The organism is Arthrobacter sp. THG-b23, assembly GCF_059091265.1.
Map to the genome: position 1 here is coordinate 48897 of NZ_JBNHGM010000008.1, position 25140 is coordinate 74036.

The following is a 25140-nucleotide window of genomic DNA, read 5'->3' on the forward strand; positions in this document are numbered from 1 at the left end:
TTTGGAGTTTGCGCTCCGCACAATCCAGTCTCCGCCGTGGCGGAGACTGTAGCGCTGGGATACCAGGACTCGAACCTAGAATGACGGTACCAGAAACCGTTGTGTTGCCAATTACACCATATCCCAATGGCACTTTCGGAGCCGTTGGAAACGGGCTCTCGCCCATTCCCTAGCGCCTCAGCACGAGTAATTACTTTACCGGATGCCTGCTCGAAAGTGCAAAACGAGCAACGCGCGGCCGCTGGACCGAGCGTCGTTCGGGCCCGCGGTCAGCCGCGGAAGGCCTTGATGCGGGCCAAGGAGGAGTCCTTGCCCAGGATCACCATGGATTCGAAAAGCGGCGGCGAAATCCGACGGCCGGAGATGGCGGTGCGCACCGGCCCGAAGGCCAGCCGCGGCTTAAGCCCCAGGCCCTCGACCAAGGCCGACCGCAAGGCTGCCTGGATGTTCTCTGCCGTCCACTCCTGGAGGGGTTCCAGCGCGGCCAGCGCGGCGTCCAAGGCTTCCGTCAGGTTCTCGGGCAGGCCCTTGCGCGCATCGTCGGCGATATCGATCTCGTTGTCGTTCTTGAAGAGGAACGCCACCATCTCGGGCGCCTCGCCCAGCAAGGTGATGCGCTCCTGGATCAGCGGCGCGGCGTCGGCGAGGATCATCTGCTCGCGTTCCGTCAACGACTCCCCGACCAGGCCGGCGTGCTGCAGGTAGGGGATCAACCGGAGCTTGAAGTCGCCGGGTTCAAGCAGGCGCACATGGGTCCCGTTGATCGCCTCGGCCTTCTTCAGGTCGAAGCGCGCCGGGTTGGCCAGGACGTCGTGGATGTCGAAGGCCTCCACCATTTGGTCGATGGTGAAAATGTCCTCGTCGGCGGACAGCGACCAGCCCAACAGGGAGAGATAGTTGAGCAGGCCCTCGCGGATAAAACCGCGTTCCCGGTGCAGGAACAGGTTGGACTCGGGGTCCCGCTTCGAAAGCTTCTTGTTTCCCTGGCCCATCACGTACGGGAGATGGCCGAACAGCGGCATACATCGGGCCACCCCGACGTCCACCAGCGCCCGGTAGAGCGCGATCTGGCGGGGAGTCGAGGACAGCAGGTCCTCCCCGCGGAGAACGTGGGTGATGCCCATCAGCGCGTCGTCCACCGGGTTGACCAGCGTGTAGAGCGGTTTGCCATTGGCACGGACGACGGCGAAGTCCGGCACGCTGCCGGCCTTGAAGGTGATCTCCCCGCGCACCAGGTCGGTGAAGGTGATGTCCTCGTCCGGCATCCGGACCCGCAGCACCGGTTCGCGTCCCTCGGCCTTGAACGCGGCGATCTGGTCCCGCGTCAGCTCCCGGTCGAAGTTGTCGTAGCCCAGCTTCACGTCGCGGCCGGCGGCCTTGTGCCGGGCCTCGACTTCTTCCGGGGTGGAATAGGACTCGTAGAGGTGGCCGGCTTCCTTGAGCTTCGTGATGACGTCCTGGTAGATGTCGCCGCGCTGGGACTGGCGGTACGGTTCATGCGGTCCGCCGACCTCCACGCCCTCGTCCCACGTGATGCCCAGCCACTTCAGCGCCTCCAGCAACTGCTGGTAGCTTTCCTCGCTGTCGCGGGCGGCATCCGTGTCCTCGATCCGGAACACCATGGTGCCGCCGGTGTGCCGGGCGTAGGCCCAGTTGAACAGGGCAGTCCGGATCAGTCCTACGTGCGGCGTGCCCGTGGGAGACGGGCAGAAGCGCACACGGACAGGAGTTTCGTCGTCGACAGTGGGGATGGCAGCAGCAGTAGTCATGATGTGCTCCAGTTTAGTCTGCCAAGCCACTGCCCCTTGCCGGGCCGGAAGCCCGGCTACTTCTTGCGTGGCTTCTTCCGGCGCCATCCGGCGGTGTATCGGTAGAGGTAATAGAGCGCCAACAGGATGCCTACCGCCAGAAACGTCCCCGCCAGCCAATCCGGGCCGCCCCAATAGTGGGTGGCCCGGGCTGCTACGGAAAACGTGGCCAGCGATCCGAGCGCAAAGACACCGAAGGAGCGGCGGCGTGCCGGCATGGGATCAGCGGCGGGCCGTGTTGGAGAGCGTGCCGATGCCCTCGATCTCGACCTCGTAGCGCTGGCCGGATTCGATGGTGCCGACGCCGGCGGGGGTGCCGGTCATGATGACGTCGCCCGGGAGCAGGGTGAAGGCCTGGGAGGCGTAGGACACCAGTTCCTTGACGCCCCAGATCATCTGCGAGGTATTGCCGTCCTGCTTCAGTTCGCCGTCGAGCCGGCCGCGGATGGCGAGGCCTTCCGTGTCCAGTTCGGTCTCGATCCACGGGCCGAGCGGGGCGGAGCCGTCGAATCCCTTGGCGCGGGCCCACTGGTTGTCCGTGCGCTGCGCATCCCGGGCGGTCAGGTCGTTGCCGCAGGTGTAGCCGAAGATGACCTCGTCCACGCGCTCTACCGGGACGTCCTTGCAGATCCGGCCGATGATCACGCAGAGCTCGGCTTCGTAGGAGACTTCGTCGGAGAATTCGGGCAGGACGAGCGGTTCGTTCGGGCCGATGACCGAGGTGTTGGGCTTGAGGAACATCAGCGGGGCGGCCGGCGTCTCGTTGCCCATTTCCTGGATGTGGTCTGCATAGTTGCGGCCGATGCCGATCACCTTGCTGCGCGGAATGATCGGGGCGAGCAACCGCACGTCCTCGAGCTTGTGTTGGGCACCCGTGGGCTGGATGCCGTTAAAGAACGGGTCACCGGCGATGACGGTGACCTGTTCGCTCCCCTCCTCGCCTTCGACGATGCCGTACTGGGGGTCGGATTCAAGGACAAACCGGGCTATGCGCATGGGTTTAGCCTACTGGTTTCCGGCCCGTGGATTTCAAACGGGACAAGTCCACACCTGCACAACTCAGCCGCGCAGGTAGTCGAGCTGAGCGGCGACGGAGGATTCGGCGGCGAGGCGGACGGCGCGGTCGATGTCGGCGTAGACATGGTCCGTGACCGCATCGATGGTCGCGTCGGCGCCGAGGTGCTCCAGGGCGGCGCGGATCTGGTCCAGGCGCAGGTGGCGGTGGCTGGCGTACTCGCGGCAGATGGCGGAAAGATCCGGGAGCGTGCCGCCGTGCGCCGGCAATACCTTCGCCGGACCGAGGAGTTCCAGTCGGGCCAGCGAATCCAGGTACGGGCCGAGCCTGCCGTCCGGGTAGGCGATGATGGTGGTGCCGCGGCCCAGGATGGTGTCGCCGGTGAGCACCGAGCCGTGTGGTCCGTCGTCGGGAAGATGGAAGCTTACCGAATCCGCGGTGTGGCCCGGAGTGGCGAGCACACGGATCTCGACGCCACCCGCCCGAATCACCTCGCCGTCCCGCAGCGGTTTGCCGCCATGACAGAGTGCTTCGTCCAGGGCACGCACCGGGGCGCCGGTCATTTCATGGAAGCGCTCGCTCGCTTCGGTGTGGTCGATGTGGTGGTGGGTAATCAGGACCAGTTCCACCTCTCCCGCCGCCGCCAGCTCGGCCAGATGCGTCTCGTCCAGCGGCCCGGGATCGACAACGACCGCTCCACTGTTCCCCGGGGCGGCGATCACGAAGGACTGGGTTCCGTCCAGACTCATCGGACCCGGGTTGGGGGCCAGCCGGTACCGGGTCAGCTCACTGCTGCGGACAAGGGAGGGATTCTGTTCAGCGGTCACAGGATTCATCCTCGCACTCCCCGCCCCGCGCCGCAGGTCGGCGGCGCGGGGCGGCTGGCACCGCCGTCGACCTTTCCGCCGGAAGGAAGGCATCCGTTCACATTTGGCGGCCTGTACCGGTGGCTTGACGATGTTGGCTAGGCTAGGCACCTGCAGTCCGGCCAACGGCGGCCGGACGAGGGTTGGGCGATGCACACATCTTCCCAGCCGGATGGGGGGATCAGTGCTGGAGAAAGTTGATTCAACATACGACGTGCAGCTGGGCGGGGATGGCCTCCTGGTGCTGACTGTCCGAGGCGGCCTCAGCGTCGGTGCCGAGCTCGCGCAGCACGTTGTCGATCACCTCTTCGAAGTGGCCGGAGACCGGCAGGTGGCGGTGCTGTTGAAGATGGCCGGCGTGCGCTGGGTGACTCCGGAGGCGCGGATGATCGCCGATACCTTTACGTCGGCCGTCGCCTTGGCAGTGCTCGGCAACGGGGCGGTGGACCGGGTGCTCGCCAGCTTCTTTGTGCGCATCTTCGCCCACGATGACTTCCCGGCCCGCTATTTCGACGACGAGGCTGAGGCTCGGGCGTGGCTGGCGGCGCATGCCGGACGCACGGCCACCGTGGAGATGGAATAAGTCCGAGCGGCAGTGGGGTTGCCCTTGATGGAACCATTGCAGCTGCACGAAAAGGAAAAACTCCATGGCGGATACCAAGAACACTACGTCCCTGGCCGACTTGCTGGCCGAATACGACGTGGCCGAGCACGACCATGCGGTGGCCGAGCGCAACAGCGGGATGCAGCACATCCACAACCACGCCAACGGGGATATCGTGTGGTTCCCCACCTGGCAGAAAAACCGCGAGACCACCGACTGGGAATCCGCCGTCCAGGAGTTCACCGCGGAGCTTGAGGCTGCCGCCGAGGGCGGTGCGGATGCCGCCGCCGCCGCAGCGGCGCTGGCGTCCTCCCGGCTGCAGGCCCTGCTGGAACAGGCGGCGGACGCCCCGGACGCCAACGTGTTCATTCGCGAGAACCTGGCCCGCTTCCTGTCGGAGACCTGGGCGCTCGGCGACGCGTACGCGCTGAAGAGCGGCAAGAAACTCCCGGGGACGGCGTCGCCGTCCTCGATCTTCGCCTCCTTCCCGTACGAGGTCTACGCGCGCGACGGCGGCAGCTTCGCCACCGCGCTGTGGAACGATCTGGTGGATGCCCGGAAGAACCGGATTGCCGCCGAAGAGGCCGAGCGCAAGGCGCTGAAGCCGGTCTCCAAGAAGGCCCGAAAGGCCGCCGAACGCAAGGCAGCCGCCCGGAAGCGGTAACCGCGGTGACGGCGGGGCGCCCCGGAAGGTGCGCCCCGCCGGAGGGTGTGGCCTACCGTCGTCATCCTGGCTCAGAGGAACAACAGCAGCAGGACCACCAGCGGCAGGACCGACTGGCCCAGCGCACTCTGCCACAGGCGGGGTTCCGAGAACCAGAGGACGGCACCGAGGATCACGTGGGCGATGCAGGTGAACGCGATCATGGTCTCGCCGATAACCGGGCTGCCGCCGGCGGCGATCATGACGCCGGCGAGGGCGCCCAGCCCCCACACCATGTTGTAAAAGCCCACGTTGATGGTCCATAGCCGGACCGCGCCCACGTCCTCGGGCCGGATGAGGAACAATCGGTGGAAGCGCTGGTCGCGGTAGAAGAAGGCCTCCGCCGCGCCAACGGCAATCAACACCACACCGAAGAGCGCCGCCAGGACGTACGCCGCCACCGTCATGGACCCAGTGTGGCCCGCCCGTTGCCGCAACGGAAGCGGCGGTCAGGCCAGGCGGGCGGTCAGGCCAGGCGGGCGGTCAGGCCAGGCGGGTGAGCCAGCCCCGCGAGTCCTCCACGGCGCCGGTCTGGATGCCAAGCAGCTCCTGGCGGATGGACATGGACACGTCGCCGGACCCGGCGCTCGGGGAGGCGATGCTCCAGCCGTCGGCCTTCAGCTCGCCAATGGGTGTGATCACGGCGGCCGTGCCGCAGGCGAAGGCCTCGGTGATGTCCCCCGCTGCCACGCCGTCGCGCCATTCATCGATGGTGATCTTGCGTTCCTGCACGTCCAGGCCGCGGTCCTTGGCCAGCTCGATCACCGAGGAACGGGTGACGCCGTGCAGGATGTGGCCGTTCAGCTCCGGAGTGACCAGGCTGCCGTCCTTGAAGACGAAGAACACGTTCATCCCGCCGAGCTCTTCGATTGCGTTGTCGTTGAACTTGTCCAGGAACAGCACCTGCTGGCAGCCGTTGGCTTCGGCTTCCAGCTGCGCGGCCAGCGACGCGGCGTAGTTGCCGCCGCACTTGGCCTCGCCGGTACCGCCTTCGCCGGCGCGGGAGTAGCGGTCGGAGAGCCAGATGGACACCGGCTTGAGCTCGCCGCCGAAGTAGTTGCCGGCCGGCGAGGCGATCACGCGGTAGGAGACCTCGTGGGCGGGGCGCACGCCCAAGAACGCCTCGGTGGCGATCATGAACGGGCGCAGGTACAGCGCTTCGCCGTCGCCGGAGGGAACCCACGCCTTGTCGGTGGTGACCAGTTGGCGCAGGGACTCGATGAAGGTTTCCTCCGGCAGCTCCGGAAGGGCCAGCCGGCGCGCCGACGTGTTCAAGCGGGCGGCGTTGGCCTCGGCCCGGAAGGTCCAGACGGATCCGTCGTCGTGCTTGTAGGCCTTCAGGCCCTCGAAAATCTCCTGGCCGTAGTGCAGCACCGCGGCGGCCGGATCCATCATGATGGGCCCGTACGGCTCAATCCGCGCATTCGACCAGCTGCCCTTGCCGTCGGCGTCGACCTTGTAGTCGACGACGGCCGTGTGGTCCGTGAAGTGCTTGCCGAAGCCCGGGTTCGCCAAAATGGCGGCGCGCTCCTCGGCACTCTTCGGACGGTCCGAGAGCTGCTGGGTGAATTCGAGGGTTTCAGTCATGGTTCCTCCGCGGTGAGGGCACGCCCTTGTGCGTCAAATAATGATTTTGGTTAGTAACCGTTAACTACCCTACTGCCAAAGCGGCGGTGATGGCATCGCCGATTTGGGCAGTCGTGCGGGGGGCACTCCCCCGGGCAGCGACGTCGTGCTCCACGGCCCGCTGCACGCGGGCCGCCTCGCCCGCCAGGCCCAGGTGCTCCAGCAGCAGGGCCACGGACAGGATGGCCGCGGTGGGGTCGGCCTTCTGCTGGCCGGCAATGTCCGGGGCCGAGCCGTGGACCGGCTCGAACATGGACGGCGCGGTGCGGTCCATGTTGATATTGCCCGACGCCGCCAGGCCGATGCCGCCGGTGATCGCGGCGGCCAGGTCGGTGATGATGTCGCCGAACAGGTTGTCGGTGACGATCACGTCAAAGCGGGCCGGGTCCGTGACCATGAAGATGGTGGCCGCGTCGATGTGCAGGTAGTCGACGGCGACGTCCGGGAACTCGGCGCCGACCGTCTCCACGGTGCGCCGCCACAGGTGCCCGGCATGGACCAGCACGTTGTGCTTGTGCACCAGGGTGAGTTTCTTGCGGCGTGCCGACGCACGGCGGAAGGCATCCCGGACCACGCGCTCCACGCCGTGGGCGGTGTTGACCGAGACCTCGGTGGCGATTTCGTGCGGAGTGCCCACGCGCAGGGCGCCGCCGTTGCCCACGTAGGGCCCTTCGGTTCCTTCGCGGACGACGACGAAGTCCACGTCGCCCGGGTTTGCCAGCGGGCTGGGGACGCCGGGCAGCAGCTTGGCCGGACGCAGGTTCACGTAGTGGTCGAGGGAGAAGCGCAGCTTGAGCAGCATCTCCCGTTCGATGACGCCGGACGGGATCCGGGTGTCGCCGGGGGCAGCTCCGACGGCGCCGAACAGGATCGCGTCATGCATGCGGAGCCGCTGCAGTGTTTCCTCGGGCAGGGTCTCGCCGGTGGCCAGCCAGTGCTCGGCGCCCAGCGGGTACTCGGTCAGGTCGAAGGTGGCACCGCCGTCGGCAGTGGCCGCCTTGAGGACCTTCACCGCCTCCGCCACGACTTCCGGCCCGATGCCGTCGCCGGGAATGACTGCCAGGGAAAATGCCTTTGCTGCTGCGCTCATGGCTTCAAGTTTAGGAAACCGTTCCACATTCTGGGCAAACCGTCCCAAAATGTGAACAAAGCGCGCGGCAACCTCAGACCTGGGCATGACGCGGACGGCCTCGCCCGCAGCATAGAGTTTTCCGTCATGGGCATGCACCACACCATCTACCGCTGGCTCCACGCCAACACCGGCAAGGTCGACCTGATCCTGATGCTGGCGGCGTTCGCCGTCCTGCCGCTGTCCTATGTGGCCATGGGCAGCATGGCGCCGTTCATCCTCTCCGCCCTGCTGATCATCCCCCTCGCCTGGCGGCGGACCCGTCCGTGGCAATCGGGCGTGGCCATGGCCGTTGCCGCACTGCTGAACGTCGCGTTCCTGGCCGAGCCTGTTCCGGCCCACATTTTTGTCCTGGCCACGGTGTACTCGCTGGCAGCCTACGGACCGCGCGGGGCGAGCCTGGGCGGACTGGTGCTGGCGCTGCTCGGCGGTGCCCTGTATGTGGTGCGGTACATGATCACGGATCCGCTCACCGCCGGCACCGCCCCGTTCTACCTGATCGCACTCGTGGCGATCGATGCCGTGGTGCTGGTCTGCTGGACCTTCGGCGACCTGGTGCGGAACCGCCGGCTTACTGTGCAGGCACTTGAGGACCGGGCCCGCCGGCTGGAGGTGGAGCGGCAGCAGGAGCGGGACTTGGCCGCCGCCGACGAGCGCAGCCACATCGCCCGCGAGATGCACGATATTGTGGCGCACTCGCTCTCGGTGATCATCACGCAGGCCGACGGCGCCCGGTACGCCAGCGCACAGAACCCGGCGGTGGCCACGGAAACCCTGGCGACCATTGCGGACACCGGCCGGACCTCGCTTGGGGACATGCGCCGGCTGCTGGGAGTGCTGCGCGGGGATGAGGTCGCGTCGACCCGGCCGCTGCCGACGTTGGCCGATGTGGAAACCCTCGTGGAAACCGTCCGGCGCTCCGGGCTCACGGTGCAACTGGAACAGGCCGGCGGGCCGCGGCGCCCGATGCCGGGCGGCGCCGAGCTGACTGCCTACCGGGTGGTGCAGGAAGGCCTGACCAACGTCCTCAAGCATGCCGGCCCGGAGGCCTCCGCGCAGGTCCGCCTGCACTGGACCGCCCGCGGGCTGGGATTGCAGATTGACGACGACGGCCGAGGAGCCGCCGCCGACCCCGCCACCGCCGGCAGCCGGCAGGGCCTGACGGGAATGGCCGAACGGCTGGCGCTCTACGATGGAACCGTGGAGGCCGGCCCGCGCACCGGCGGCGGATACCGCGTCCGCGCCTTCATCCCCTACACCGAAGCCTGAGCCCCCGCACGCCCGCCGAGCGACCGCGCTCCCGCGGAAACCGTTGCAGGCCGGCCGGACCGCCGACCCAGAAAGATCCCGATGACCGACTCCCCTATCCGCGTTGCACTGGTGGACGACCAGAAGCTGGTCCGCGGCGGCTTTAAAATGCTGATTAACTCCCAACCCGACCTTGACGTGGTGGCCGAGGCAGGCGATGGGCGCGAGGCGGTGAGCGCGCTCGCGAAGGTGCGCGCCGACGTCGTACTCATGGATGTGCGGATGCCGGGCATGGACGGGATTGAGGCGACCACCAGGCTGCTCGAGACCGCCGCAGCGCAGCCGAACGGTTCGGACCGGGCGGAGCTGAAGGTGGTGGTGCTGACCACGTTCGACCTGGACGAATACGCGTTGGCCGCCATCCAGGCCGGGGCCAGCGGATTTTTGCTCAAGGACGCGCCGCCGGAGGAGCTGCTGGAAGCCATCCGCACCGTCTACCGGGGGGACGCCGTCATAGCCCCGTCGACCACCCGGCGGCTGCTGGACCATGTGGCACCGCTGCTGCGCACTCCCGGTCCGTCCCTCAGCCGCAACCACCAGGCCGTCGCGTCACTCACCGCCCGGGAACGCGAGGTGTTCACGCTGATCGCCCGGGGGCTGTCCAACCCGGAGATCGCCGCCGGGCTGTTCCTGTCGGAGGCCACGGTGAAGACCCACGTGGGGCACATCCTCGCCAAGCTGAACGCCCGCGACCGGGTGCAGGCCGTGCTGATCGCCTACGAAACCGGTGTGGTCACCCCTTAGGGGCTCGGCGTCGGGCGCGCCTCCGGCTTTGGCATTTCCCCTCGCCGCGGGCCGATGAGCATGGCGACGAGCTGTGGGCTTGGGCTCCGGCCCCTCGTGTGGCCGCGCTTCCCGGGGGCCTTGCCAAGGATTAATAAGCATGCTTAGGTTAAATCGTTAAGGGCTGCGGGGATCATGCCCAACACGGGCACCGGACCCTCCAAAGACCGGGACCCGCCTAAGACCCGGACGCTCCAGAGACATCGGACGAATCCTAAGGAGACACCATGCTCGCCCAAGAACAAATCGACGGTCTGCTCAACCGCGGAGGAAACGTTGTCACGAACGACGGGGACAAAATAGGCTCCATCGGGCAGATCTATGCCGATGACGACAGCGGTCGGCCCACCTGGGTCACGGCCAAGACCGGCCTGTTCGGCTCCTCGGAATCATTCGTCCCGCTCGAAGCCGCACGCATCGAAGGTAACGACATCGTGGTTCCCTACACCAAGGACCAGATCAAGGACGCCCCGCGGGTTGACGTGGACGGCTACCTTGAGCCCGCAGAGGAGGACCGGCTCTACGAGCACTACCAGCTGGGCGGCGGCCGGACTTACACCGACGCCACGACCGGCACCGGCACCGGCACCACCGGACGGTACGACACCGATGACACCCGCGGCACGCGTACCGGCGACGCACCGGGCACGGTGGGCCGGGACACCTCCGGGCCCACTACCGATGACGCCATGACCCGCTCCGAGGAGCGCCTGCATGTCGGCACCGAGCGGCAGGCGACCGGCCGGGCCAGGCTGCGCAAGTACGTCACCACCGAAAATGTCACCACGACCGTTCCGGTCCAGCGCGAGGAAGTGCGCATCGAACGCGAACCGATCACCGACGCCAACCGCGGTGACGCCATGGCGGGCCCAGATCTGAGCGAAGAGGAACACGAGGTCACGCTTCACGAGGAACGGCCGGTTGTGGAGAAGGAGACCGTCCCGGTGGAACGGGTCCGGCTCGAAAAGGACACCGTCACCGACGAGGTCAGGGTCGACGAAGAGGTCCGTAAGGAACACATCGAGAGCGACGGCACCGACAACGACACCCGTCGCCGCTAGCCCAGGGCTGGCCGACGCGAACGGCCGGGGCAGGGAGCACTCCCGCCCCGGCCTTTCGTTTGCCCGGGCGGGTTGCAAAAGGCTGTTCGACGGCGCGCTTACAAATTGCCGTCGGTGAAGGAACCGAAGATCTTGCGGGTCTTGGCATCCATGGGCAGCATGTACTGGCCGTCGGCGCTGTAGCCGAATCCGGGCTCGGGGACTTCGCGCCCAACCTTGGCCGGATCGGTCTTGTAGACCCAGGCGCCCAGCGTCAGCGCCTGCTCCGCGCTCAGGTTGGTCTCGACCAGCGGATTCGCGGCGGAGAGCAGGTCGACCAGCCCGGCCGGGCCGTTCATTTTGGCCAAGGCGGCGAATCCCACCAGCAGGACGCCCTGGTGCGCAGAGCGGCCGAAGTCGCCGTTTTGCAGGGTTTTCCGCTCCCGGGCATAGTCAAGCGCGGTCTCGCCGTCGAGCTTGCTCTTCCCCGCCTTGACGTCAAGCACCGGGATAGGGGCGTTGACGGTGAGGCCGCCTATTTTGTCGACCAAACCCTCGAAACCCTTGAAACCGGTGAGGATGTAGCCCTCCACCTTCAGGCCGGTCACGTCGGCCACGACCTTCTGCTGCGCCTTGGGTCCGCCCCGCATCATGGCCGCGTTAATCTTTGCCTGCCCGCCGCCCGGCATGTCCACCCAGAGGTCACGCGGAATGCCCAGGATGCCTCCTCCGCCCTTCCCGTCCACGCCGACCACCTGAAGGGCATCGGCCCGCGCTTCCCGGACCTTCTCGCCCTTACTCTTCTGGGCGTCGGAGCCGATGATCAGGACGTGGCGCTTGCCGCCCAAGACGGTTTTGTCGACGTCGAGCGAGGGCCACCAGCCACCCACCGCCGTCCAGGTTCCGTCCTTGTCGACGGCGAGGGTCACGTCGTCGCCCGAGGTCAGGACGGCCATGTCCTGTCCGTTCCATTCGCCGGTCGCGGCCTTGACAGTGGTTTTGGCTTCGACCGGGGCCCGGTCGGCGAGCGCACCGGCAGTCATCTTGTTGGCCGCGACGTCTCCGCCCTCGTAGATTGCCGTCGCCAGTTTGGCCAGGGCTTCGGGCATGTCGCCCGTCTCCACCATGCTGGGGCTGGGAGTCGCCGAATGCAGCGGGCGGGCCTGCTCGTCCTTCGGCGCGCAGCCGGTCAGGAGGAGCAGGGATACGAGCGGGAGCGCGGCGAGGCGGGCAAGTTTCATGGCTTTATGTTCCCGCTTACGCGGCTGCTGCGCAAAGGTTTCACCGGATGACGGCCGTGTCCGGGCCAAGGCCGTCCTTCCCGTCGAACCTGCGCTCTCCACCCAGGGTATGAGCGGGCGGCCGGCAGAGACCAGACCTGCGGCCGATCCGCGGAAGGCGCGGCCTCCATAGCGTAAGGGCATGACTACCAGTACTGAGCAATCACCCGCCGGCGCCGCCTCGGGCGGCGCCACCTCGGCCGCCGCGACGCGCGGACTGAACAAGACCTACGGCACCGGGGATACCCGCGTGCACGCGCTCAAGGACGTGGACGCCAGCTTCGAGGCCGGCAAGTTCACCGCGATCATGGGCCCGTCGGGCTCGGGCAAGTCCACGCTGATGCACTGCCTGGCCGGGCTGGACACCGCCGATTCCGGCAACATCTGGATCGGCGGGACCGAGATCACCTCCCTGAACGACTCCCAGCTGACCAAGCTGCGCCGCGAGCGGGTGGGCTTCGTGTTTCAGGCCTTCAACCTGGTGCCCACGCTGACCGCCGAGCAGAACATCACGCTGCCGATCTCCCTGGCCAACGGCTCGGTGGACCAGGAGTGGTTCCGCTATGTCACCTCAACGCTCGGGTTGACGGACCGGCTGGCGCATCGCCCGCACGAGCTCTCCGGCGGTCAACAGCAGCGCGTCGCCGTGGCGCGGGCGCTCCTGACGCGCCCCGACGTCGTATTCGGAGACGAGCCCACCGGCAACCTGGACTCGAAGGTGGGCGCGGAGGTGCTCTCGCTGCTGCGCCGGTCCTGCCAGGAGATGGGCCAGTCCATCATCATGGTCACCCACGACCCGATGGCCGCCTCCTACGCGGACCGGGTGGTGCTGATGAACGACGGCGCGCTGGTTGGCGAACTCGACCGGCCCGACACCGACGCGATCCTGGCCGCCTTGGCCAAACTGGGAGCCTGAGCCATGCTGCAGGTAGCGCTAGCACAGGTACGGCAGCACGCACGGCGGTTCATCGCCGTCGGGCTGGCCGTGGTGATGGCGGTGGGATTCCTGACCGCCACGCTGATGGTCAACGCGTCCACCGAGGCCTCGCTGGGCAACAGCATCGGCGCCGGTTTCCGGAACGCCGACCTGGTGGTGTCCGGCCCGCCGGACCGGCCGCTGGATGCGGCTGCCGTCGAGGCGGTGGCCGCCACCCAGGGCGCCGGGGAGGTGTACGCGCAAGGGATGGCACCAGTCGCGTTCGGATCCCCGGCCGACGCGGGGTACGGCGTAGCGCAGAATACTGCCCCCGACGGACTCGACAACCTGGAGCTGCTCGAAGGCGCCCTGCCGGCTGGCGGCGAGGTCGCGGTTGACGCCGGGACTGCCGAGAAGCAGGGTCTGGCAGTCGGCGACACCCTGGAGCTGGCGCCCGCCGCCGGGATGGTCGCCGCCGAGGACATCGCCGCTGCGGGCACCGGCCTGATTGTTTCCGGGATCGTCAAGCCGTCCAAGGACCCGTTCATGATGGGCCAGCCGCAGTTCTTCGCCGGTGACCCCCTGGTGCGGCAGCTGGCCGGCGAGGCCGGACCGCAGCTGCACAACATCCAGCTGGATCTGGCCCCGGGCGCCGAGGCGGACGCGGTGCAGGACGCGGTCGCCGCGGCCCTGGCGGAGGCCGGCTTCGGCGACGCCACCGTGAACACGGCCGCGAAACAGACCAAGGCCGTGGTGGCCGGCCTGACCGGCGGCAGCGACCAGCTGACCATCGTGCTGTTGGCGTTCGCGCTGGTGGCCCTGCTGGTTTCGGCACTGGTGGTAGCCAACACCTTCTCGGTCCTCATCGCCCAGCGGACCCACGAGCTGGCTCTGCTGCGCTGCATTGGCGCGGACCGCGGGCAGATCCGGAACGCGGTGCTGGCGGAGGCGCTGCTGGTCGGCGTCGGAGCCTCCCTGCTGGGCGCGCTGGGCGCGGTGGCCCTGATGGCCGGCGTCATCGCCGTGCTGCAGGGGCAACCGGACACCGAGTTCGCCGCGCTGGCCGTGCCGCCGTCGGCCATCGCCGTCGGCCTCGCGGTGGGCATCCTCATGACCGTGCTGGCCGCCCTCGCTCCGGCCCGTGCCGCAACCCGGGTGGCACCGCTGGCCGCCCTGCGGCCGGCCGATGAGGCCCGCGCCGGCAACCGCAAGGGCAAGGTCCGGCTCGCGATCGGCGCCGCCCTCACCGTGGGCGGTGCCGTTCTGCTGGCCCTCGGGGCGCTGACCGCGAACCTGCTGATCGCCCTGCCCGGCGGCATGCTCTCCTTCATCGGACTGCTGCTGTGCGCCACCCTGTTCGTGCCGCCGCTGGTCACCGCCGTCGGCGCGCTGGCGAGGCCCGCGGGAGTGCCGGGCAAGCTGGCCGCGGTAAACGCGGTGCGCAACCCGGGGCGGACCTCCGCCACGGCCACCGCGCTGCTGATCGGCGTCACGCTGGTGGCGATGATGATGACCGGGGCGCAGACCGCCCGGACCGCGTTCGACGCCCAGCTGGGCGCGGAGTATCCGGTGGACCTGGCGGTCGGAAACCTCACGCTCGGCGGGGAACCGCTGGCCCCCTCCGCCGCAGCCACCGCGGCCGCGTACGACGGCGTCGCTGCCGCCGGCCTAGTCACGAACGGCGGCTTTGCCGACGTGCACGGCCAGCGCACGGGCGTGTACCAGTTGGCGCCGGAGCAGATGGGCTTGCTGCAGGACGGCTCGCTGGAGCTGGACGGGAACACCGTACTGTTGCCGCAGGGCTCGGGCCTGGAGACACTGACCGTGACAGGCAGCCGGGGGTCGAAGGAACTGACCGTGGTGGAGGCCGACAGCCGCACGCTGCCGCCGCTGATCTCCGCCGCCGTGGCCGCCGAGATCGGCGTGCCCGAGCCGCCCGCCGCCGACTCCCCGGACTACTACTCCGCGCTGCCGCAACTGTGGGTATCCGTGGACCGGGACCTGGACGCCGGGGCGCTCCTGGAACTGCGGACCGAGCTGGCCGCCGGGCTCGACGTGGACGAGTATCAGGTTTCCGGTGCCGCCGTGGAGCGTGCCGCGTTCAACCAGGTGATCGACGTGCTGCTGCTCGTGGTCACCGGACTGTTGGCGGTGGCGGTGCTGATCGCGCTGGTGGGTGTGGCCAACACGCTCTCGCTCTCCGTGCTGGAGCGCACGCAGGAGTCTTCGCTGCTGCGCGCGCTCGGGCTGACCAAGTCGCAGTTGCGCGGGATGCTGGCGCTCGAGGCCGTGCTGATCGCCGGCGTCGCCGCGCTGATCGGATCGGCGCTCGGCGCGGTCTACGGCTGGCTGGGGGCGCAGTCGGCGCTCGGCGCGTTCGCCAGCGTGGTGCCGGACGTCCCGTGGCTGCAGCTGCTCGGGGTGCTGGCCGTGGCCGTGGTGGCCGGGCTGCTCGCCTCCGTGATGCCTGCCCGCCGGGCTGCCCGCCTCTCCCCCGTGGAAGGCCTGGCGACGGTCTAGCCGGGAAGCCGCCGTCGTACGCTCATCGCAGGTCAGCGGGTGCCCCTCCCGCCGACGCGGTTCATCCGCGGAAAGGGCACCTGCTGCCGCAAACCGGTGCTAACCGGCCCCGGCCTGGGCCCGGCTGGGACGCCTATTTGGCCCATTCGGTCTGCATCTGGGCGACGGGATGAATGTTCACCATCTTCACGCCGTCCGCGGTGGTGGCCGTGAACTCGTGCCAGGCGTACGGCGGGATGACGATCACGGTTTCCGCGCCCGCCTGGCCCGGCTGGCCGTCGATCGTGAAGTCGATCTCGCCGTCGAGCAGTACGAAGATTTCCTCGTAGGGATGGCGGTGGCGTTCGGCACCGCGCGAGTTCACGAAGAAGGACGCGTGGGCGCCGTATGCGCTGCCATGGAAGACGGCGGCTCCCGAGGCAGGACGCAGGCTGGCGAGGGACAGGGCCTTGTAGGTCATCGGAGCGGCCTTCCGGTCGGCGGGTAGCGGACACTCTACCGACCGCATGCCCGCAGGCCTAGGCAAGAACAATCGGCGGCCCGCTCCCCCGCCGGACACCGCGGCGGAGACATCGGCGGGGCCTGGTGCTACGTTGGCCGGACAGGCCAGTGCAGAGCGCCGTGAGGACGGAGGAAAGGGCATGAGCGGTTCCACCGCAACCGAAAAGCAGCCGGAGCTGAAACGGGCGATAGGACCAAAACTCCTGCTGCTGTTCATTGTGGGTGACATCCTGGGCACGGGTGTCTACGCGCTGACCGGGCAGGTGGCCGGCGAGGTGGGCGGCGCGGCCTGGGCTCCGTTGCTGCTCGCGTTCGTGGTGGCCACCATCACCGCCTTCTCCTATCTGGAGCTGGTCACCAAGTACCCGCAGGCCGCCGGGGCCGCGCTGTACACGCACAAGGCTTTCGGCGTCCATTTCCTCACCTTTTTGGTGACGTTCGCCGTGCTCAGTTCCGGCATCACGTCCGCCTCCACCGCCGCCAAGTTCCTGGGCGAGAACTTCATTGCCGGGTTCAATCTGGACTGGAACCAGACCGGCGTGACCTGGGTGGCGATCATCTTCATGGCCGTCCTGGCGGGCATCAACTTCCGCGGCGTCAGCGAATCGGTGAAGTTCAACGTGGTGCTGACGGTGGTGGAGTTCACCGGCCTCCTGATCGTGATATTCATCGGCTTCTGGGCGATGAGCCAGGGAAACGTGGACTTCAGCCGGGTGATGGTGTTCGAGACCTCGGAGGACAAGGGCGTTTTCCTGGCCATCACCGCCGCCACCTCGCTGGCCTTCTTCTCCTTCGTGGGCTTCGAGGATTCGGTGAACATGGCCGAAGAGACCAAGGATCCCGTCACGACCTTCCCCAAGGTCATGCTGACCGGCCTGGGCATCACCGTGGTCGTGTACGTGCTCGTGTCCATCACCGCGGTGGCCATAGTGCCGATCGGGCAGCTGTCGGAAAGCCCGACGCCGCTGCTCGAAGTCGTTTCGGTCGGTGCGCCGGGCTTCCCGGTGGACGTGATCTACCCGTTCCTGTCCATGTTCGCCGTGGCCAACACGGCGCTGATCAACATGCTGATGGCCAGCCGCCTGCTCTACGGCATGGCGCGCCAGGACGTGCTGCCTCGGTTCCTGGGCAAGGTCCACCCGAACCGCCGCTCGCCCTGGGCCTCGATCATCTTCACCACGCTCATTGCGTTCGTCCTGATCTTCGTGGTCACCAACTTCATGGGGACCGACACCGTCGCCGCGCTGGGCGGCACCACTGCCCTGCTGTTGCTGGGTGTCTTCACGATCGTGAACCTGGCGGTGCTGGTCCTGCGCCGGAAACCGGTCGACCGCAAGCACTTCCGGACCCCCACCGTGCTGCCCTACCTCGGCATGGCCACCTGCCTCTTCCTGGTGGGCCCGTGGGCGCAGGATCCCATCGAGTACCAGATTGCCGGCCTGCTGATCGGCCTCGGCCTGTTGCTGTGGCTGCTCACGTGGCTCTGGAACCGCGGCGCATACGGCAGGAAGACGAGGTTCCGCAGCCCGGAGGAACTGGGCGGTTGACGGAACTGGGCGGTTGACGGAACCGGGCTACTGACCAAACCAGCGTTTGACGAAGCGGCCGATGTGGCGGAGCCAGGTGATTGACCCGGGGCCTGGCTGGGTAAGGACAGTGAAACAACGACGGCGGAGGCCGTCCGCGGGATGACGACGCCGGCGGCCCGATGGGAACGGCCGCGGGTGTGATGAGAGCCAGCAGGAAGGAAGGCCATGGCCGCTAAAAAACACCGGACAGGGACACTGGACCAAGAGAACCTCGCCGCCTATCTGGACTACCACCTGGTGGGTTCGGCTGCCGGCGTCCAGCTGTTCGATGCCGTCCGCCAGTCGTGGGCGGGAACACCGGAGGAGGCCGAGTTCCGGAAGCTGCGTGACGAGGTGTCCGCAGAGCGCAAGGAACTGAAGGCCCTGCACCGCAGCCTCGGTTACCGGCGCAACAAGCTCAAGCAGCTCGGCTCAATGGCCGGCGCCATCGCCAGCAAGGTGAATCCGCTCAACCCCACGCGCGCTTCGGGCGGGGTGGGCGCCCAGTTGGAACTCGAATCGCTGCTTTCCGCCCTGCGCGGCAAGCAGTGCATGTGGCAGGTCCTGACCGTCCTGGCGCCCAGGGACCACCGGCTGGACGCCACCCGCTTCCAAGAACTCGAAGCCAAGGCGGTGGACCAGCAGAAGCGAGTGGAGCGCATCATGGCCGCGACTGCGGCCCGGCGCTTCCTGCCGGGCGGGTAGGGGTTACCCGGCCGGTTCTTCGTACTTCGGGAAGATCGGCGTGGGCGCCGGCAGCGGGGTGCCCGGCACCAAAGCCGTGCCGATGGCAGCGAAGTCGCGGGCGCCGTCGTCGTCCTGTCCCAGCACGTCCAGCAGTTTGCCCGCCGCGGTGGGCATGACTGGCTGGACCAGAATGGAGACGATGCGCAGCACCTCCAGCGTCACGTAGAGCACGGTGTTCATCCGCTCCACGTCGGTCTTGCGCAGCACCCAGGGAGCCTGGTCCGCGAAGTACGCGTTGGTGTCGCCGAGCACGGTCCAGATGGCCTCGAGCGACCCGTGGAAGTCCTGGACCTCGTAGGCCGCCCGGGACTTCTCAAGGAGGCGCTCGGTGCGGGCCAGCAGCTCGTGGTCCTCGGGGGCGAGCGTGGCGGGCTGCGGCACCTTGCTCTCGCAGTTCTTCGCCACCATGGATAGCGACCGCTGGGCGAGGTTGCCCAGGTTGTTGGCCAAATCGGCGTTCATCCGGCCGACCACGGCGTCATGGTTGTAGGAGCCGTCGGCGCCGAAGGGGACCTCGCGCAGCAGGAAGAAGCGCACCTGGTCCAGGCCGTACTGTGCCACCCATTCGGCGGGGGCGACCACGTTGCCCAGCGACTTGGACATCTTCACGCCGTTGTTGTTCAGGAAGCCGTGGATCATGACGCGCTTGGGCAGTTCCAGCCCGGCCGACATCAGGAAGGCGGGCCAATAGACGGCATGGAAGCGGGAGATGTCCTTGCCGATCACGTGGACGTCGGCCGGCCAGAACTTCTTGAACGCCTCCGACTCCGTGTCCGGGTAGCCGACGCCGGTGAGGTAGTTGGTCAGCGCGTCCACCCAGACGTACATGACGTGCTTCTCGTTGCCCGGGACCGGCACGCCCCAGTCGAAGGTGGTCCGGGAGATCGACAGGTCCTCCAGGCCGCCCTTGACGAAGCTGATGACCTCGTTGAAGCGGCTGCGCGGGGCGCCGAAATCCGGGTGCTCTTCGTAGAGCTTGAGCAGTTTGTCCTGGTAGTTGGAGAGCCGGAAGAAGTAACTCTCCTCCTCTGTCCAGGTCAGTTCGGTGTCGGTCTGGACGGAGTAGCGCTTGCCGTCTTCGCGGAGCTCGGTCTCGTCCTCGGCGTAGTAGGCCTCGTCGCGGACCGAGTACCAGCCCTCGTACTTGCCCAGGTAGATGTCCCCGGCCTCTTCCATCTTCTTCCAGATGGCCTGGGAGGCGGCGTAGTGGTCGGCATCGGTGGTGCGGATGAACCGGTCGTAGGAGATCTCCAGGACCTGGTGGGCCGATTTGTAGGCCGCAGTGTTCCGGTCCACCAATTCCTTGGGGGTGATGCCCTCCTTGGCGGCCGTCTGGGCGATCTTCATGCCGTGCTCGTCCGTGCCCGTCAAAAACATCACGTCGTAGCCGTCCAGGCGCTTGAAACGGGCCATCGCGTCGGTCGCAATGTACTCGTAGGCATGGCCGATATGCGGCACGCCGTTGGGGTACGTGATGGCCGTGGTGATGTAGAACGGGGGCTTGGGCTCGGATGCGGTCACCCTATGAAATTACCCTCTGCGTTCGGCGGTGTCGAAATGCACTACGCGCTCGGTGGTGGGTGGTGAGCCGGTAGGACTGGGTGGCGGGCGAGACCGGGCGACGGCTGACAGCGGCGGTGTCCCACCCGGCGAGGAGCGCCGCCGTCGCGCTTTATCCACAGCTGGGCCCCGGGACCGACCGCGCGGCGCCGGGCGACGGCTGACAGCCGCGGTGTCGCACCGGGCGAGGAGCACCGCCGTCGTCTGGCCTCGGCAAGGCTAGGCGAGGGTGCACCCCGGTCCTCTGGCACGGGCGGCGCCGCTAGGCGCGGGTGCACCGCCGTCGCGCTTTATCCACAGCTGAGCCGCCGGGATCGACGCCAAGCGGGAGTTGCGGCACGTTGGTGCCATGCCTGCTTCTTCTGCTCCCCGGTTGGTGGATATCCCTCCAGCCCGGTTGATGACCTTTTCAGAGTTGCGTTACTCAAACTACGAGGAAAGCGAGATAGCGGCAGCACTCCGGGTGCGGAACATTGTGAGGGTAAGGCACGGTGTCTATGCGTCAGCAGCGTACTGGCGGACGCTGAAACCGTGGACTCGCGATGTCTGGACGATCCGTGCCCATCATCTTGGTACGCGCTCTGAGTTGGTCTACACGCACGTCTCGGCTGCCCGTCTGTGGGGCATGGATGTCTGGAACGCGACGCATGAGATCCACGTGGCCCAGCGAACGCGGCACGGAGACAATTCCGCCGGCGTGGTACGGCACAAGTTGATGGTTGCCGATGATGAAGTGGCGGCGCTGGACGGCCTCCGCTTGACCAACAAGGAGCGCACCGTCGTCGACTGTGCCAAGCTTCTTCCTTTTGAGCTGGCGACGGTCATTGCAGATTCGGCACTGCGCGGCGGCGCGAGGCGTGAAGGTATTGACGCAATCCTCGAGAAACAAACCGGCTACGCGAATGTCCGCAAAGCCCGACGAGTGTTAGCCGCCGCTAGCGGCATGAGCGAGTCCGCAGGCGAAACCAGGCTCCGGCTCAAGGTTATCGAGTGGGGATTCCCGCCGCCGGTTTTGCAGTATGAAATCGGCACAGCCAGCGGAAGGTATCGTGCAGACTTGGCATGGCCAGAGCTGATGCTGATCCTGGAGTTCGACGGCGACATAAAGTACAGCCGGGCGCCGACTGACACTGTCCTGTTGGAAGAACGGAAACGAGAAACCGCGCTGATGGAATGCGGCTGGAGCTTTGTCCGCGTCCGCTGGCCAGAGCTGGACCACGAGGCGACCCTGAGGAACCGCATCGCCAGGGCCTACAACCGAGCCGTCTCCGCATGGGGCCGGCACCCGGCTGCTTGAAGTACTGGGGCGTACCCAGCCCGCGACAGGGTTTATCGGTCAGGGCAGGTGGTATGGAACCTGCACTGAAGGATTTACCCTGCACCGGAAGAACAGTTTCGGGAATCCGCCAACTTAGGTGGGCGGACGCCCGCCGGCGTGTTGCCGGCCGACGCCGGGCCGCCCGCCTGCCGCCGGCGGACGCCCGGGCCCGTCGGAATATTGGGGGACGCTCTAGTTCATCCGGGTGCTGCTGTCCGCGGCCTTGATGAGTTCCTGGTCGTGGGATGCCACGAGCACGGCGATGCCGTCCTTGGTGGTGTCCTTCAGGATGTGGATGATCTTGTTGGCCTGTTCGCGGTCCAGGTTGGCGGTGGGCTCGTCCACCACCAGGACCTTGGTGCCCAGGATCAGCGCGCGGGCGATGGCCACGCGCTGGCGTTCGCCGCCGGAGAGCTGGCCGGGGCGGTGGCGCATGCGGCGGCCCAGCCCGACCAGGTCCAGCAGGTCCTTGGCCATCTCGGTGCGCTCTTCCACCTTGCCGTCGGGCACGGCCGGCAGCAGGACGTTCTCCAGCGCGCTCATGCCGTCGATCAGGGCGCCGCCCTGGTCCACGTAGCCGATCAGCGCCCGGCGCCGGTCGGAGATCTCGTCGTCGTCCATGGTGCTGAGGGCATCGCCCTGCCAGAGCACCTCGCCGGAGGTGGGCTGCTGCAGCCCCGCGGCCACGGTGAGGATGCTGGTCTTGCCGGAGCCGCTGCGGCCGGCCAGGCAGTGCATGGTGCCGGCTTCCAGGCCGAGGTCGAAGTCCTCGGCAATCACGAGCGGCTCGGCGCCGCCGTCGTACCTGATGGTGATGCCCCGCAGCTCCACCGGCATGGCATGGTCGGCGGTGCGCTCCTTGGTGGCTGCGCGGGTCAGGGGTTCTTCAATCATTTCCGGGTCCTTGTCATCAAAACAAACCAGAGGAGCACGGCCGCGATGCCAGCGGCAGCGGCCCACACCGCAGTGTGCGGTGCAATAAACAGGGCGGTCACGACGGCGCCGATGACCGCCAGCGGCAGGGCGACGGCGGCGGTGATGCCGGCCTCGCCGCGGCGGGCCTGCAGCAGCAGGGTAGGCGTCCAGCCCATGGCGCCGAGGATGGCAAACTGTTCGCGCTTGCGGCGCGCTTCGAACCGGGTGGTCATCAGCGCCAGCAGCAGCGCCGTGACCACGCCGAGCAGCGCCAGCGCGATGTTCAGGCCGCTCAGCTGAGTGGCGGCCAGCGAACCGAGCGCCGTGCTGCCGGCTGCCCGCGGGATGTCCACCAGCACCGCCACCAGGGCTCCGGCCGCTGCACCGAGCACCGCGACGCCCAGCGCTATGGCCACGGTGTTAAACCGGTTGGTGCTCAGCTGCCGGGCGGCGAACTGCAGCGGGGTCTTCACCGACGGCACGCCGGCTGCCCCGGACGGTTCGGTGTCCTTCGCCGGGTGCGGCTTGAGCATTGCGGCTGAGACGAAGGCCGCGGCACCGTAAACCACCAGCGCGATCAACGACACCCACAGGGTCACGGCGCTGCGGCTGATGGCACTGGCAACGATGGCCACCACCAGCACGGCCACGCCGCCGACCAGCAGCTCGTTCAGGAACCAGGAGCGGATGCGCCGCCGGTTCCAACCCATGGCCCGCAGCGTCACGGCTTCGGTCCGGCGGGACCGGGTGAAGGCGACGGCGCTGGCGGCCGTCAGCAGCGCCGCGCCGCCCACGGTCAGGGCGAGCAGCGCAGCACTGGAGGCGCTCAGGGCGCCCTGGACCTCGCCGGCGGCGCCCTGGCGGACCCAGGACTGCTGCACGGTGCCGAGGTCGCTGACCGTGCCCGCGGCGTCCTTGTAGTAGTCCGGCACGTAGATGGACACGTCTTCGCGGGCCGAGCCGGCCACGACCTGGGTCTGCAGGCCGAGCTCCTCGATCGCGGCGGCAACGGTGTTGATCTGGTCTTCGGCGTCGGCCCAGGAGCCGGCGGCATCCACGCGGACGCGCACGGCGTCAATGACCGGCTCCTCGGCGCCGGTGCCGCGGACGGCGGCCAGTCCGGCGAAGTCGGTGATGGCGCCGGCGGACTGCACGGACAGGCCGGCGCCGCTGAGGCCCGGCTTCATCACGGTGTCGTCGACGTTGTTGCCCTCGGCGTCCTTGGTGATGGTCACCGGCGTCGGGTCATAGCCACCCAACGGCAGGTAGTTCACGTCGCCAGCCGCCTCGCGCACGGCGGAAGCATCGAAGGTGCCGTAGACGAACGGCAGCGGAGTAGCGGATTCCGCGCCGGAGTCCACGGTGCTGCGGTACGACTGCTCTTCCACCGGTTCCCGCTGGCTCTGGTCCGGTTCCAGCTGCCACTGGAGGGTCTTCTCCGGCAGCTTGTTGACCTGGATCCAGCCCTGCGGCGTGGCGGTCTGCTCCGCGCTGCCGTCGCTGGCGGCGTCCCCGGCGGTGAACTCCGGGTTGGACATGAAGTCGGTGGTCCACACCGGCGGCTGGTGCAGGCCGGCGACCATCTGGACGCCGCCGGAGCCGAGCAGGTAGCTGTAGTCCTCGCCGCCGGGCCAGCGCAGCTGGAAGGGCTTGCTGGACGCGAAGGGCAGGTAGCCCTCCCCCAGCTCCTTGCTGACGGTGCCGACCTCCGAAACGGTGTTGCCGGCGTCGTCCAGTTGTTCGATTTTGACCGAGTAGGTCAGGTCCAGGTCGGTGCCGGAACGGACCACCATGGGGATGACCTGGGATTCCTCGTCCAGCGTGCCGGCTTCCACCGCGTTCTGGTACTGGACGAAGAACGGGCTCCAGAACTCAAACGGGTGCCCGTCGATGGCGGCGCCTTCGCCGCCCTCGGAGAACATGCCCATCCCGAACTGCGAGGAGAAGTGCTGGCCCAGTTCCTGGGCGTTGCGGTCGGTGGGTTCCGGTGCCTGCTTGAGCGGGGCCAGGAAGTCGCCGGCCTCGCCGAGCAGCGCGGATTCGGCCGCCGGGTCCACGGCAACCACCGTCTCGGTGATCTGCGGGAGCATGGGCAGCGCGATGGTGGTGTCGAAATCGCCGTGCATGCTGCCACCGGCCGGATCCGGGAACTTGATGCCGGTTTCGCCCTTGGGGGCCACGGTGCGCAGGCTGGTGCCGCCGGGGACGTCCAGCTCCTCCAGCTTCGCCTGGCCCAGGGAACCTTCGGCGGCTGTTTCGAAGAGGACGGTGTCCGTTAGGCCGTCGGAGCTGACGGCCTTGGCGGTGATCCGGTAGTTGGTCGGTTCTTCGTTGAACACGGAATCCGGTGCCGGCCACTCTTCCTTCGGCACGGCGTCCTTGATGCCCTGGGCCTTGAGGTACTGCTCGATGTTCGGGTTGTAGCCGACGTAATCGGTGGCCTTCAGCTGCGGGAACTCGATGTCCTGGACCACCTTGGACACGAGCGAAATCGGGGCGGCGACGGAGACGCCGTCGATCCCCCGGACCTGCTCCAGATCCGAGGAGGCAATGCCGCCGTTGCCGGTGAGGAAATCCGGCTGGCGCAGTTCGTCGCCCGCGGTGCCGTCGGGCAGGACCAGGATGTCGTACACGCCGCGGGTGTTGGCATCGACGATCCGGGTCAGCGATGCCTGTGCGCGGCCCTGGACGAAAATGGAAAGGACCATTGCCGCGATCAGGACGGCGACCGTCACCACGAGAGAGCGGCTGCGCATGAAGCGTGACGCAGCGTTGAACCGGATTTCCACAGAATCACTCCATACGGCAGCAAAAAGGCCAGAGGTCGAATTGACCCGGCATTAAGGTTCTCACGAGGTGCGCGCAGTCGAGGAATCGACCGGCGTGTATGCGTAAAACCCGCCCCTGCCCCGGGCACGGGGCAAGGGCGGGGC

General features: G+C 67.7%; 22 protein-coding genes and 1 tRNA gene. 10 read left to right on the plus strand and 13 right to left on the minus strand.

Features of this window, described 5'->3' with window-relative positions; genetic code table 11:
- Positions 1–54: 54 nt before the first annotated feature.
- The 5 genes from AC5RVD_RS13820 to AC5RVD_RS13840 all read right to left on the minus strand — a co-directional run bounded on the left by AC5RVD_RS13820 (position 55) and on the right by AC5RVD_RS13840 (position 3659).
- A tRNA-Gln gene (locus AC5RVD_RS13820) sits at positions 55–126 on the minus strand.
- Positions 127–269: 143 nt separating this feature from the next.
- Positions 270–1769, minus strand: a complete 1500-nt coding sequence (gltX, locus tag AC5RVD_RS13825) for a glutamate--tRNA ligase (RefSeq protein WP_494127221.1) — start codon at positions 1767–1769, stop codon at positions 270–272.
- 56 nt (positions 1770–1825) lie between these two features.
- Positions 1826–2026 (minus strand): hypothetical protein, encoded by a 201-nt coding sequence (locus AC5RVD_RS13830; RefSeq protein ID WP_494111305.1) that lies wholly within the window; start codon positions 2024–2026, stop codon positions 1826–1828.
- Positions 2027–2030: 4 nt separating this feature from the next.
- Positions 2031–2804 (minus strand): fumarylacetoacetate hydrolase family protein, encoded by a 774-nt coding sequence (locus AC5RVD_RS13835; RefSeq protein WP_494111304.1) that lies wholly within the window; start codon positions 2802–2804, stop codon positions 2031–2033.
- A gap of 63 nt (positions 2805–2867) precedes the next feature.
- Positions 2868–3659 (minus strand): MBL fold metallo-hydrolase, encoded by a 792-nt coding sequence (locus tag AC5RVD_RS13840; protein ID WP_494127222.1) that lies wholly within the window; start codon positions 3657–3659, stop codon positions 2868–2870.
- Between the two features lie 214 nt (positions 3660–3873).
- Here AC5RVD_RS13840 and AC5RVD_RS13845 point away from each other — a divergent pair, with 214 nt between their 5' ends.
- Both AC5RVD_RS13845 and AC5RVD_RS13850 read left to right on the plus strand, forming a co-directional pair.
- Positions 3874–4272, plus strand: coding sequence for a DUF7793 family protein (locus tag AC5RVD_RS13845; RefSeq protein WP_494127223.1), 399 nt, complete (start codon positions 3874–3876; stop codon positions 4270–4272).
- 64 nt (positions 4273–4336) lie between these two features.
- Positions 4337–4957: a hypothetical protein gene (locus tag AC5RVD_RS13850; protein ID WP_494127224.1), complete on the plus strand. Its 621-nt coding sequence runs from the start codon at positions 4337–4339 to the stop codon at positions 4955–4957.
- A gap of 71 nt (positions 4958–5028) precedes the next feature.
- Here AC5RVD_RS13850 and AC5RVD_RS13855 read toward each other — a convergent pair whose 3' ends face one another.
- The 3 genes from AC5RVD_RS13855 to AC5RVD_RS13865 all read right to left on the minus strand — a co-directional run bounded on the left by AC5RVD_RS13855 (position 5029) and on the right by AC5RVD_RS13865 (position 7712).
- On the minus strand, positions 5029–5403 hold the full coding sequence (locus tag AC5RVD_RS13855; protein WP_494127225.1) for a DUF1304 family protein: 375 nt from the start codon (positions 5401–5403) through the stop codon (positions 5029–5031).
- 76 nt (positions 5404–5479) lie between these two features.
- Positions 5480–6583: a branched-chain amino acid aminotransferase gene (locus AC5RVD_RS13860; protein WP_494127226.1), complete on the minus strand. Its 1104-nt coding sequence runs from the start codon at positions 6581–6583 to the stop codon at positions 5480–5482.
- Between the two features lie 64 nt (positions 6584–6647).
- Positions 6648–7712 (minus strand): 3-isopropylmalate dehydrogenase, encoded by a 1065-nt coding sequence (locus AC5RVD_RS13865; RefSeq protein WP_494127227.1) that lies wholly within the window; start codon positions 7710–7712, stop codon positions 6648–6650.
- A 126-nt stretch (positions 7713–7838) separates the two neighbouring features.
- Between AC5RVD_RS13865 and AC5RVD_RS13870 the strand changes: the two genes are divergently transcribed.
- From AC5RVD_RS13870 to AC5RVD_RS13880, 3 genes are all read left to right on the plus strand, one after another.
- Entirely contained in the window at positions 7839–9020 is a 1182-nt protein-coding gene (locus AC5RVD_RS13870; RefSeq protein WP_494127228.1) for a sensor histidine kinase, read from the plus strand.
- An 81-nt stretch (positions 9021–9101) separates the two neighbouring features.
- A complete protein-coding gene (locus AC5RVD_RS13875; protein WP_494127229.1) occupies positions 9102–9803 on the plus strand; it encodes a response regulator in 702 nt (233 codons plus the stop codon).
- Positions 9804–10069: 266 nt separating this feature from the next.
- Entirely contained in the window at positions 10070–10903 is an 834-nt protein-coding gene (locus AC5RVD_RS13880) for a DUF2382 domain-containing protein (protein ID WP_494127230.1), read from the plus strand.
- 98 nt (positions 10904–11001) lie between these two features.
- On the opposite strand, the gene AC5RVD_RS13885 is transcribed toward AC5RVD_RS13880, so the two are convergent.
- Positions 11002–12123, minus strand: coding sequence for an LCP family protein (locus tag AC5RVD_RS13885; protein WP_494127231.1), 1122 nt, complete (start codon positions 12121–12123; stop codon positions 11002–11004).
- A 181-nt stretch (positions 12124–12304) separates the two neighbouring features.
- Here AC5RVD_RS13885 and AC5RVD_RS13890 point away from each other — a divergent pair, with 181 nt between their 5' ends.
- The gene (locus AC5RVD_RS13890) at positions 12305–13078 is read left to right on the plus strand and encodes an ABC transporter ATP-binding protein (protein WP_494127232.1); all 774 of its coding nucleotides are present in this window, start codon (positions 12305–12307) and stop codon (positions 13076–13078) included.
- A 3-nt stretch (positions 13079–13081) separates the two neighbouring features.
- Positions 13082–15598 (plus strand): ABC transporter permease, encoded by a 2517-nt coding sequence (locus AC5RVD_RS13895; protein WP_494127233.1) that lies wholly within the window; start codon positions 13082–13084, stop codon positions 15596–15598.
- Between the two features lie 133 nt (positions 15599–15731).
- On the opposite strand, the gene AC5RVD_RS13900 is transcribed toward AC5RVD_RS13895, so the two are convergent.
- Entirely contained in the window at positions 15732–16058 is a 327-nt protein-coding gene (locus AC5RVD_RS13900; protein WP_494111291.1) for a cupin domain-containing protein, read from the minus strand.
- 181 nt (positions 16059–16239) lie between these two features.
- Here AC5RVD_RS13900 and AC5RVD_RS13905 point away from each other — a divergent pair, with 181 nt between their 5' ends.
- A complete protein-coding gene (locus AC5RVD_RS13905; protein ID WP_494111290.1) occupies positions 16240–17646 on the plus strand; it encodes an APC family permease in 1407 nt (468 codons plus the stop codon).
- A gap of 207 nt (positions 17647–17853) precedes the next feature.
- Positions 17854–18372, plus strand: a complete 519-nt coding sequence (locus tag AC5RVD_RS13910; RefSeq protein WP_494111289.1) for a hypothetical protein — start codon at positions 17854–17856, stop codon at positions 18370–18372.
- Positions 18373–18375: 3 nt separating this feature from the next.
- Here the strand turns inward: AC5RVD_RS13910 and metG are convergent, their stop codons facing one another.
- The gene (gene metG, locus AC5RVD_RS13915) at positions 18376–19935 is read right to left on the minus strand and encodes a methionine--tRNA ligase (protein ID WP_494127234.1); all 1560 of its coding nucleotides are present in this window, start codon (positions 19933–19935) and stop codon (positions 18376–18378) included.
- Positions 19936–20323: 388 nt separating this feature from the next.
- On the opposite strand from metG, the gene AC5RVD_RS13920 reads away from it, so the two are divergent.
- The gene (locus tag AC5RVD_RS13920) at positions 20324–21271 is read left to right on the plus strand and encodes a type IV toxin-antitoxin system AbiEi family antitoxin domain-containing protein (RefSeq protein ID WP_494127235.1); all 948 of its coding nucleotides are present in this window, start codon (positions 20324–20326) and stop codon (positions 21269–21271) included.
- A gap of 213 nt (positions 21272–21484) precedes the next feature.
- Here the strand turns inward: AC5RVD_RS13920 and AC5RVD_RS13925 are convergent, their stop codons facing one another.
- Positions 21485–22186 (minus strand): ABC transporter ATP-binding protein, encoded by a 702-nt coding sequence (locus AC5RVD_RS13925; protein ID WP_494111286.1) that lies wholly within the window; start codon positions 22184–22186, stop codon positions 21485–21487.
- Positions 22183–24996, minus strand: coding sequence for an ABC transporter permease (locus tag AC5RVD_RS13930; protein WP_494127236.1), 2814 nt, complete (start codon positions 24994–24996; stop codon positions 22183–22185). The genes AC5RVD_RS13925 and AC5RVD_RS13930 overlap by 4 nt, the downstream gene beginning before the upstream one ends.
- Between the last annotated feature and the right edge of the window lie 144 nt (positions 24997–25140).

Excerpts from the sequence above, each read along its gene's own strand:
- gltX (WP_494127221.1), bottom strand. The coding sequence starts at position 1,769 with ATGACTACTGCTGCTGCCATCCCCACTGTCGACGACGAAACTCCTGTC.
- AC5RVD_RS13830 (WP_494111305.1), bottom strand. The coding sequence starts at position 2,026 with ATGCCGGCACGCCGCCGCTCCTTCGGTGTCTTTGCGCTCGGATCGCTG.
- AC5RVD_RS13835 (WP_494111304.1), bottom strand. The coding sequence starts at position 2,804 with ATGCGCATAGCCCGGTTTGTCCTTGAATCCGACCCCCAGTACGGCATC.
- AC5RVD_RS13840 (WP_494127222.1), bottom strand. The coding sequence starts at position 3,659 with ATGAATCCTGTGACCGCTGAACAGAATCCCTCCCTTGTCCGCAGCAGT.
- AC5RVD_RS13850 (WP_494127224.1), top strand. The coding sequence starts at position 4,337 with ATGGCGGATACCAAGAACACTACGTCCCTGGCCGACTTGCTGGCCGAA.
- AC5RVD_RS13855 (WP_494127225.1), bottom strand. The coding sequence starts at position 5,403 with ATGACGGTGGCGGCGTACGTCCTGGCGGCGCTCTTCGGTGTGGTGTTG.
- AC5RVD_RS13860 (WP_494127226.1), bottom strand. The coding sequence starts at position 6,583 with ATGACTGAAACCCTCGAATTCACCCAGCAGCTCTCGGACCGTCCGAAG.
- AC5RVD_RS13865 (WP_494127227.1), bottom strand. The coding sequence starts at position 7,712 with ATGAGCGCAGCAGCAAAGGCATTTTCCCTGGCAGTCATTCCCGGCGAC.
- AC5RVD_RS13870 (WP_494127228.1), top strand. The coding sequence starts at position 7,839 with ATGGGCATGCACCACACCATCTACCGCTGGCTCCACGCCAACACCGGC.
- AC5RVD_RS13875 (WP_494127229.1), top strand. The coding sequence starts at position 9,102 with ATGACCGACTCCCCTATCCGCGTTGCACTGGTGGACGACCAGAAGCTG.
- AC5RVD_RS13880 (WP_494127230.1), top strand. The coding sequence starts at position 10,070 with ATGCTCGCCCAAGAACAAATCGACGGTCTGCTCAACCGCGGAGGAAAC.
- AC5RVD_RS13885 (WP_494127231.1), bottom strand. The coding sequence starts at position 12,123 with ATGAAACTTGCCCGCCTCGCCGCGCTCCCGCTCGTATCCCTGCTCCTC.
- AC5RVD_RS13890 (WP_494127232.1), top strand. The coding sequence starts at position 12,305 with ATGACTACCAGTACTGAGCAATCACCCGCCGGCGCCGCCTCGGGCGGC.
- AC5RVD_RS13895 (WP_494127233.1), top strand. The coding sequence starts at position 13,082 with ATGCTGCAGGTAGCGCTAGCACAGGTACGGCAGCACGCACGGCGGTTC.
- AC5RVD_RS13900 (WP_494111291.1), bottom strand. The coding sequence starts at position 16,058 with ATGACCTACAAGGCCCTGTCCCTCGCCAGCCTGCGTCCTGCCTCGGGA.
- AC5RVD_RS13905 (WP_494111290.1), top strand. The coding sequence starts at position 16,240 with ATGAGCGGTTCCACCGCAACCGAAAAGCAGCCGGAGCTGAAACGGGCG.
- AC5RVD_RS13910 (WP_494111289.1), top strand. The coding sequence starts at position 17,854 with ATGGCCGCTAAAAAACACCGGACAGGGACACTGGACCAAGAGAACCTC.
- AC5RVD_RS13920 (WP_494127235.1), top strand. The coding sequence starts at position 20,324 with ATGCCTGCTTCTTCTGCTCCCCGGTTGGTGGATATCCCTCCAGCCCGG.
- AC5RVD_RS13925 (WP_494111286.1), bottom strand. The coding sequence starts at position 22,186 with ATGATTGAAGAACCCCTGACCCGCGCAGCCACCAAGGAGCGCACCGCC.